This is a genomic window from Variovorax sp. 20P10.2.4, assembly GCF_058244205.1.
Map to the genome: position 1 here is coordinate 1 of NZ_JBZAYE010000357.1, position 7,556 is coordinate 7,556.

6 protein-coding genes and 1 pseudogene are annotated in these 7,556 nt (G+C 69.4%); 2 read left to right on the forward strand and 5 right to left on the reverse strand.

Annotated elements, in window-relative coordinates; translation table 11 throughout:
* Nucleotides 1-6 precede the first annotated feature (6 nt).
* Both AC27VN_RS26635 and eat read right to left on the reverse strand, forming a co-directional pair.
* Complete coding sequence (locus tag AC27VN_RS26635) at nucleotides 7-1,401, reverse strand: ethanolamine ammonia-lyase subunit EutB (protein ID WP_490878475.1); 1,395 nt, start codon at nucleotides 1,399-1,401, stop codon at nucleotides 7-9.
* A gap of 7 nt (nucleotides 1,402-1,408) precedes the next feature.
* On the reverse strand, nucleotides 1,409-2,836 hold the full coding sequence (eat, locus tag AC27VN_RS26640; protein WP_490878476.1) for an ethanolamine permease: 1,428 nt from the start codon (nucleotides 2,834-2,836) through the stop codon (nucleotides 1,409-1,411).
* Between the two features lie 130 nt (nucleotides 2,837-2,966).
* On the opposite strand from eat, the gene AC27VN_RS26645 reads away from it, so the two are divergent.
* A complete protein-coding gene (locus AC27VN_RS26645) occupies nucleotides 2,967-3,377 on the forward strand; it encodes an FKBP-type peptidyl-prolyl cis-trans isomerase (protein WP_057597061.1) in 411 nt (136 codons plus the stop codon).
* A gap of 114 nt (nucleotides 3,378-3,491) precedes the next feature.
* Here AC27VN_RS26645 and AC27VN_RS26650 read toward each other — a convergent pair whose 3' ends face one another.
* On the reverse strand, nucleotides 3,492-4,253 hold the full coding sequence (locus AC27VN_RS26650; RefSeq protein WP_490878477.1) for a glucose 1-dehydrogenase: 762 nt from the start codon (nucleotides 4,251-4,253) through the stop codon (nucleotides 3,492-3,494).
* Between the two features lie 125 nt (nucleotides 4,254-4,378).
* On the opposite strand from AC27VN_RS26650, the gene AC27VN_RS26655 reads away from it, so the two are divergent.
* Entirely contained in the window at nucleotides 4,379-5,299 is a 921-nt protein-coding gene (locus AC27VN_RS26655) for a LysR family transcriptional regulator (protein WP_490878478.1), read from the forward strand.
* Nucleotides 5,300-5,315: 16 nt separating this feature from the next.
* Here AC27VN_RS26655 and AC27VN_RS26660 read toward each other — a convergent pair whose 3' ends face one another.
* Nucleotides 5,316-6,914 (reverse strand): OpgD/OpgG family glucan biosynthesis protein, encoded by a 1,599-nt coding sequence (locus AC27VN_RS26660; protein WP_490878479.1) that lies wholly within the window; start codon nucleotides 6,912-6,914, stop codon nucleotides 5,316-5,318.
* A 321-nt stretch (nucleotides 6,915-7,235) separates the two neighbouring features.
* A pseudogene (locus AC27VN_RS26665) lies at nucleotides 7,236-7,556 on the reverse strand (class I SAM-dependent methyltransferase); the annotation flags it as partial.

The window sequence follows — 7,556 nt, forward strand, 5'->3', positions numbered from 1 at the left end:
GATCGCTCATGAGGACAGCGCCGACAGGGCGCCCATGCCGGCCAGCAGCCGGTTGGAGGAGGGCGGCGCGATCCGCCCCGCCGCATCGGTGATCTGCATGCGCTGCAGCCAGGCCTCGAACTCGGGCGCGCGCTTCAGGCCCAGGGTCTGGCGCAGGAACAGCGCGTCGTGGAACGAGGTGCTCTGGTAGTTGAGCATCACGTCGTCGGCGCCCGGGATGCCCATGATGAAGTTGATGCCCGCGGTGCCCAGCAGCACCAGCAGGTTGTCCATGTCGTCCTGGTCGGCCTCGGCATGGTTGGTGTAGCAGATGTCGCAGCCGATCGGCAGGCCCATGAGCTTGCCGCAGAAGTGGTCCTCGAGGCCGGCGCGGATGATCTGCTTGCCGTCGTACAGGTACTCGGGGCCGATGAAGCCGACCACGGTGTTGATGAGCAGCGGCTTGTAGCGGCGCGCCAGCGCATAGGCGCGCACCTCGCAGGTCTGCTGGTCGACGCCGAAGTTGGCATTGGCCGACAGCGCGCTGCCCTGGCCGGTCTCGAAGTACATGAGGTTGTCGCCGACGGTGCCGCGCTGGAGCGACTGCGCGGCGTCGTGGGCCTCGGCCAGCAACTCGGGCGTGACGCCGAACGAGAGGTTGGCCTTCTCGGTGCCCGCGATCGACTGGAACACCAGGTCGACCGGCGCGCCGGCCTCGGCCAGCCGCAGCGTGTTGGTGACGTGCGTGAGCACGCAGCTCTGGGTGGGAATCTCGAAGCGCTGGATCAGCTCGTCGAGCATGTGCAGCAGGCGGCCGAGCACCGGCAGGCTGTCGGACACCGGGTTCAGGCCGATCACCGCGTCGCCCGCGCCATAGAGCAGGCCGTCGAGCGTGGAGGCGGCCACGCCGCGCAGGTCGTCGGTCGGGTGGTTGGGCTGCAGCCGCACCGCGAGGTGGCCGGGCAGGCCGATGGTGTCGCGAAAACGCGTGACCACGTTGCACTTCTTCGCGACCGAGACCAGGTCCTGGTTGCGCATGAGCTTCGACACCGCCGCCACCATCTCGGGCGTGAGGCCCGGCGCGAGGGCCGTGAGCGCCGCGGTGTCCGCCTGCTCCGACAGCAGCCAGTTGCGGAAGTCGCCGACCGTGAGGTGCGAGACCGGCGCGAAGGCCTGCGCATCGTGGCCGTCGATGATCAGCCGCGTGATGTTGTCGCTCTCGTAGGGGATCAGCGCCTCGTTGAGGAACTGCGCGAGCGGCGTATCGGCCAGCACGTGGCGCGCGGCCATGCGCTGCTGCGCGGTGGCCGCGCCGATGCCCGCGAGGTAGTCGCCCGAGCGCGCGGGACTGGCCGCGGCCATGACCTGGCGCAGGTCGTCGAAGGAAAAGCCCTGGCCGGCGATGGTGGTGCGGTAGCGCATCGTTCGATCAGGCGGCGGGCGTGGAGGTGGGCGCCGACAGCATCTCGTCGGGCGCGGCCGCGTTGCGCTGCGCCGAGGTCGCGAGGAAGTAGCCGTAGGCCAGCGCCATCAGCACGAGGAACAGCAGGGTGAGCATCGGGTTGAACCACACCATCGCGCCCAGGCACACCAGGCCCAGGCCCAGCGCGATGGCGGGAAACACCGGGTAGAAGGGCGCGCGGTAGCTGCGCGGCAGCGAGGGCTCGGTGCGGCGCAGCCTGAACAGCGCGGCCATCGAGACCAGGTACATCACGATCGCGCCGAGCACGGCCATGGTCACGATGTTGGCCGTGAGCGTCTGGCCGCCGAACTGCACCCATTCGTCGCTGAAGATCGCCACCACGCCGACGACGCCGCCGGCCAGCAGCGCGCGGTGCGGCGTGTCGAAGCGCGGGCTCAGGCCCGCGAAGTAGCGCGGCAGGTAGCCCGCGCGCGCCAGCGCGAAGATCTGGCGCGAGTAGCCCATGATGATCCCGTGGAAGGAGGCGATCAGCCCGAACAGGCCGATCCACACCAGCATGTGCAGCCAGCCGCTGTTGTCGCCCACCACGGCCTTCATGGCCTGCGGCAGCGGGTCGTTGATGTTGGCGAGCTTGCGCCAGTCGCCCACGCCGCCCGCGAAGATCATCACGCCGAAGGCCAGCACCACCAGCGTGACGATGCCGGTGGTGTAGGCGATCGGGATCGTGCGGTGCGGATCGCGCGCTTCCTCGGCTGCCATGGCCGCGCCCTCGATCGCGAGGAAGAACCAGATCGCGAACGGGATCGAGGCGAAGATGCCCGCGATGGCCGCGCCGTTCAGCACGCTGCCGCCGGCCCAGCCGTTGGCCACGAAATTGGCCATCGACCAGCCCGGCGTGACCACGCCCATGAACACCAGCAGCTCGAAGATCGCGAGCACGGTCACGAACAGCTCGAAGGCCGCGGCGATGCCGATGCCGATCCAGTTGAGGCCGATGAAGATCACGTAGGCGCCGAGCGCGAACCACTTCGGGTTGATGCCAGGGAACTGCACGTTGAGGTAGGCGCCGATCGCCAGCGCGATGGCCGGCGGCGCGAACACGAACTCGATCAGCGTGGCGAAGCCGGCCACGAAGCCGCCATGCGGGCCGAAGGCGCGGCGCGCGTAGGCGAAGGGACCGCCGGCGTGCGGGATGGCGGTCGAGAGTTCGGTGAAGCTGAAGATGAAGGTGGTGTACATCGTGGCCACCAGCACCGTGGCGACCAGGAAGCCGAGCGTGCCGGCGGTGTTCCAGCCGTAGCTCCAACCAAAGTACTCGCCCGAGATCACGAGGCCGACCGCGATGCCCCAGAGCTGCAGGGGACCGAGCACTTTCTTCAGGTGGCCGCTGCCGCCGGGGGAGGGCGCGGCGGGCGTGGCTTCGGTGGAAGGCATGGGAGTTCCTCTCTCGGGGGATGTTGACAGTACCCCCGCCGCGAAGCAAGGGCCGTTCCATCGCCGGCTTCGGCGCTTCATTCGCGCTGGCCATAATCGGCCCTTTCCCACCATTCCCTCGAGGTATCCCGTGAAGTCCCTGTTCTGTGCCGCTCTCGTGTCCTTCTGCGCCGTGTCCGCCGCGTGGGCCCAGTCCGCGCCCGTCACCACGGCCAGCGGCCTGATCTACCAGTCGCTCAAGGAAGGCACGGGCGCCTCGCCGGCCGCGACCGACGTGGTCAAGGTGCACTACCGCGGCACCTTCCCCGATTCGGGCAAGGAGTTCGACAGCTCCTACAAGCGCAACGAGCCCACCGAGTTCCCGCTCAACGGCGTGATCCCGTGCTGGACCGAGGGCGTGCAGAAGATGAAGCCGGGCGGCAAGGCCAAGCTGACCTGCCCGCCGTCGATCGCCTACGGTTCGCGCGGCGCGGGCGGCGTGATTCCGCCCAACGCCACGCTGAACTTCGAGATCGAACTCATCTCCGTGACCAAGCGCTGAGCGCACCCTCTGTTCGCGGGACACCGCGGAACCGGCTTTGCCGGGCCGCTGGTGTCTCCCCCGGCGAGGGGGTTGGCGTAGCGACACGCAGTGTCGCGCAGCCTGGGGGCGTGCCTAGATTTGCGCCATGCCGCCATCGACGAACAACTCGGTGGCATTGACGAAGCTGCTGTCGTCCGAGGCCAGGAACACCACGGCCTTGGCGATCTCGTCGGGCGTGCCGACGCGGCCCAGCGGAATGGCCTGGGCCTGCGATTCGATGAAGCCCTTCACCTGCTCGGGCGTGAGGCCCAGCAGCTCGTAGGCCGGGGTCGGCACCACGCCCGGGCTCACCGCGTTGACGCGGATGCCGGCGTCCTTCAGGTCCACGGCCCAGCTGCGCGCGAAGCTGCGCACCGCGGCCTTGGTCGCGCTGTAGACGCTGAAGGCCGGCGTGCCCTTGATGCTGGTGATCGAGGCGTTCAGCACGATCGACGAGCCCTTGCCCATCAGCGGCAGCGCCTTCTGCACGGTGAACAGCAGGCCGCGCACGTTGATGCCGAAGATCTTGTCGAAGTGCTCCTCGGTGATCTGGCCCAGCGGCACCAGGCTGCCGCCGCCCGCGTTGGCGAACAGCACGTCGAGCCGGCCCTTCTGCGCGCGGATGGTGTCGTAGAGGCGATCGAGGTCGTCGAGCTTCGAGACGTCGCCGAGCACGCCCGTGACGTTGCGGCCGATGGCTTTCACGGCCGCGTCGAGCTCGGCCTGGCGGCGGCCGGTGACGAAGACGTGGGCGCCTTCGGCCACGAAGCGTTGCGCGGTGGCCAGGCCGATGCCGCTGGTGCCGCCGGTGACGAGGGCGATCTTTCCATCGAGCTTGAGCGAAGAGGTGGACATGACTTCTTTCCTTGGGTGATGCCGCGAGGCGGCGTTGGCGATGGAAGGAAGTTTGGGCGCGACCCCCGTGCCGACCAAGACGCCGCGTGCCACTTGTTTATTCACGAATCACTAATAATCGGCCGATGGACCAGATCGCCGCCATGCGCGTCTTCGCCCGTGTGGTCGAGGCCGGCACCTTCACGCGCGCCGCCGATTCGCTGCAGATGCCCAAGCCGACCGTGACGAAGATGGTGCAGCAGCTCGAGACCCATCTGCGCGTGAAGCTGCTGCAGCGCACGACCCGGCGCGTGACGGTCACGCCCGAGGGCGCGGCCTACTACGAGCGCACCGCGCGCGTGCTGGCCGAGCTCGAGGACATCGAGTCGGACCTCACGAACGCGCAGGCCAATCCGCGCGGGCGGCTGCGCGTGGACGTCGGCTCCTCGCTGGCCAACATGATCCTGATCCCGCAACTGCCGGCCTTCCATGCGCGCTATCCCGAGATCGAACTCGAGATCGGCGTGGGCGACCGGCCCGTGAACCTGGTCGGCGATGCGGTGGACTGCGTGATCCGCGCGGGCCCGCTCGACGACCAGACGCTGGTGGCGCGCCGCATCGCGACCATGCCCTTCGTGACCTGCGCCACGCCCGGCTATCTCGAGCGCCATGGCGTGCCGAAGACCCCGGCCGACATCGGCGACGGCCGGCACCGCGTGGTGGGCTACTTCTCGTCGCTGAGCAACCGGCCGGTGCCGCTGCGCTACGGCCGCGGCGAGGACCGCATCGAGATCCACGGCCACACGGTGGTGGGCGTGAACGAGAGCACCGCGCACCTGAGCGCGATGCTCACCGGCATGGGCCTGGCGCAGACCTTCGACCTGATGGCCGCGCCGTATCTCGCGAGCGGTGCCTTGGTCGAGGTGCTGCAGGGCTTCGCGCCCGAGCCCTATCCGCTGCACGTGGTGTACCCGACCAACCGGCACCTGAGCGCCAAGCTGCGCGTGTTCGTCGACTGGGCGGTGGAGCTGTTCGCGCCCTACGACAAGCAGCGCAAGCCGCGCTGAAAGAAGCCCGTTGGCCTCAGCCGGGCTGGTACTGGTACAGCCAGGTCTCGGTCAGCGTCTGGTCGCCGTTCTTCAGGAACAGGCGCATGTCGACCGGCTCGTTGCCCTCGGCCGTGAAGTCGAACTGCGCGCGCCAGTGGCCGGTGACGCCGTTGGGCACGGCCTCCGCGAAGATGTAGGAGAACTTGCCGCGCGAGGCCGTGAGCACCAGCTCGGGCTTGACGCCGAACGGGATGTTGGCGAGCTGCGTGCCGATGAACTCGACCATGAACTTGCGCACGCCCGGCGGCCGCGGCTGGCCCGGCTGGCCGCCGCGCCCGATGCGCGTGGCCACGCAGCGCGCGAGCGGCGAGGGATAGGGCTCCTGGTCGGTCCAGTGCAGCCGGTACTTGAGGTTGTAGCTGGCGCCGGCCTTGGCATCGGCCTTGGGCACCCAGAAGGCGACGATGTTGTCGTGGATCTCGTCGTCGGTCGGGATCTCGATCAACTGCACCGAGCCCTCGCCCCAGTCGCCCAGCGGCTCGACCCACAGGCTCGGGCGCTTCTCGTAGTACACGCCGTCCTGGAAGTGGTCGAAGGCGCGGTCGCGCTGCAGCAGGCCAAAGCCCTTGGGACCCGTGTCGGCGAAGGCCGAGGCGCGGGTCTGCGTCGGGTTGTTGAGCGGGCGCCAGATGCGCTCGCCCGCGCCGTTCCAGATCGCGAGGCCGTCGGAGTCGTGCACCTCGGGGCGCCAGTCGATCGCGGTGGGCTTGGCGGTCTCGGAATACCAGTACATCGAGGTCAGCGGCACCAGGCCCAGGCGCGCCACGTCGCGGCGCAGGAACAGGCGCGAGTCGATGTCCATGATCACGGCCTTGCCGCGCTGCATCACGAACTTGAACACGCCGGTGATGCTCGGTCCCTCGAGCAGCGCATAGACCGTCATCGAGTTCGTGTTGCCGGCTGCGGGCGTCTCGAAATAGAAGCGCGTGAAGGCCGGGAATTCCTCGGGCCGGTCGGGCACGGCCACCTCGAGCGCGATGCCGCGCGCCGACAGGCCGTACTGGAACAGCTCGCCGATGGCGCGGAAGTACGAGGCGCCGAGGAAGGCGACCCAGTCGTTCTTCTGCCAGTCGAGCTTGGCCTGGTCGCCCAGGCGGCTTTCCTGCAGGCGGAAGCCCGCGAAGCCGGCGCCCTCGGGCAGCGCGCGCGCGGGGCTGTCGGGCGGCATCGAGAAGTAGGAGGGGCTGTAGAGCACCTCGCGCGCGAAGCCGTCGCCGTCGGAGCTCTCGAGCACGTGCATGCGCACCGGCGTCTGGAAGAAGCGGCCGAGGTGGAAGAAGGTGACCGGGAAGGCGCCGGGCCCGTCGCGGAACAGGGCGTTGGCGGGGTCGAACTTGAGCTTGCCGTGCGCGTCGTAGTCGATCTTCTCGAGCACCTGCGGCGCGAGCGGCGCCGGTGCCGCGTAGGGCCGGCCGGCGAGCGACTTGGCTTCGGCGACCAGGTTGTCGAACGAGAAGGGCCTCGGCTGGCTCAGCTGCAGCCCGTTGGCGGCCAGCGCTTCGGCGGGCAGCCCGAGGGCGGCGAGGGTGGCGGCGGCGCTGCCGGCGGCAAGGAAGGATCGGCGATCAAGCATGTTTTCTTGAGGGTTGCGATTTCTCTGGCGAGTTCGGGTGAACTCCGGGAGACGGACGAAGAAGAGGGCGCTGGCGTGGCGGCCGGTGCCTGGCGCCGATGCGGACACGGGGTACCGCGGCGGCGAGCCGGACGATCCTAATGCAGCGCGGAACTCCTTCGTCGCAGGCGCCGGCCTGTGCGGGAGGGCACGGGTTCGGCGGGCGGGACGAGTCTGAAGCTTGCCGTGGCAACGGCCCGCGGCGCGTCAGCCATTCCGCGCAAACGCCGCCGGACAAGGCCGGCGATGCGGTGAAATTGTGCGTTTGTGTATCGAGCCGGCTCAGCCCACGGCGTGCAGCGCATACACCGCGTACATCGGCACGCCGAAGAAGGCGCCGATCGCGCGCGACAGCATGCCGTGCGGAAAGCCATAGCCCGCCATCACCTCGTGGGTGCCCGCGAGCCGCAGCCGCGGATGCGCGCGCGCCAGCTCGTCCGGCCGGCGCAGGCCCCAGCGGAACTGCGCACCCGTGGGCCGCACCGAGGGATGCCGGTGCGCGCGGCCGGTGGCGAGCCAGCACATGGCATCGAAGGCCAGCACCGAGCCCGCGGGCGCGCGCTCGCCGAAGGTGGCGAACACGGCCTCGACCTGCGCGGGCTC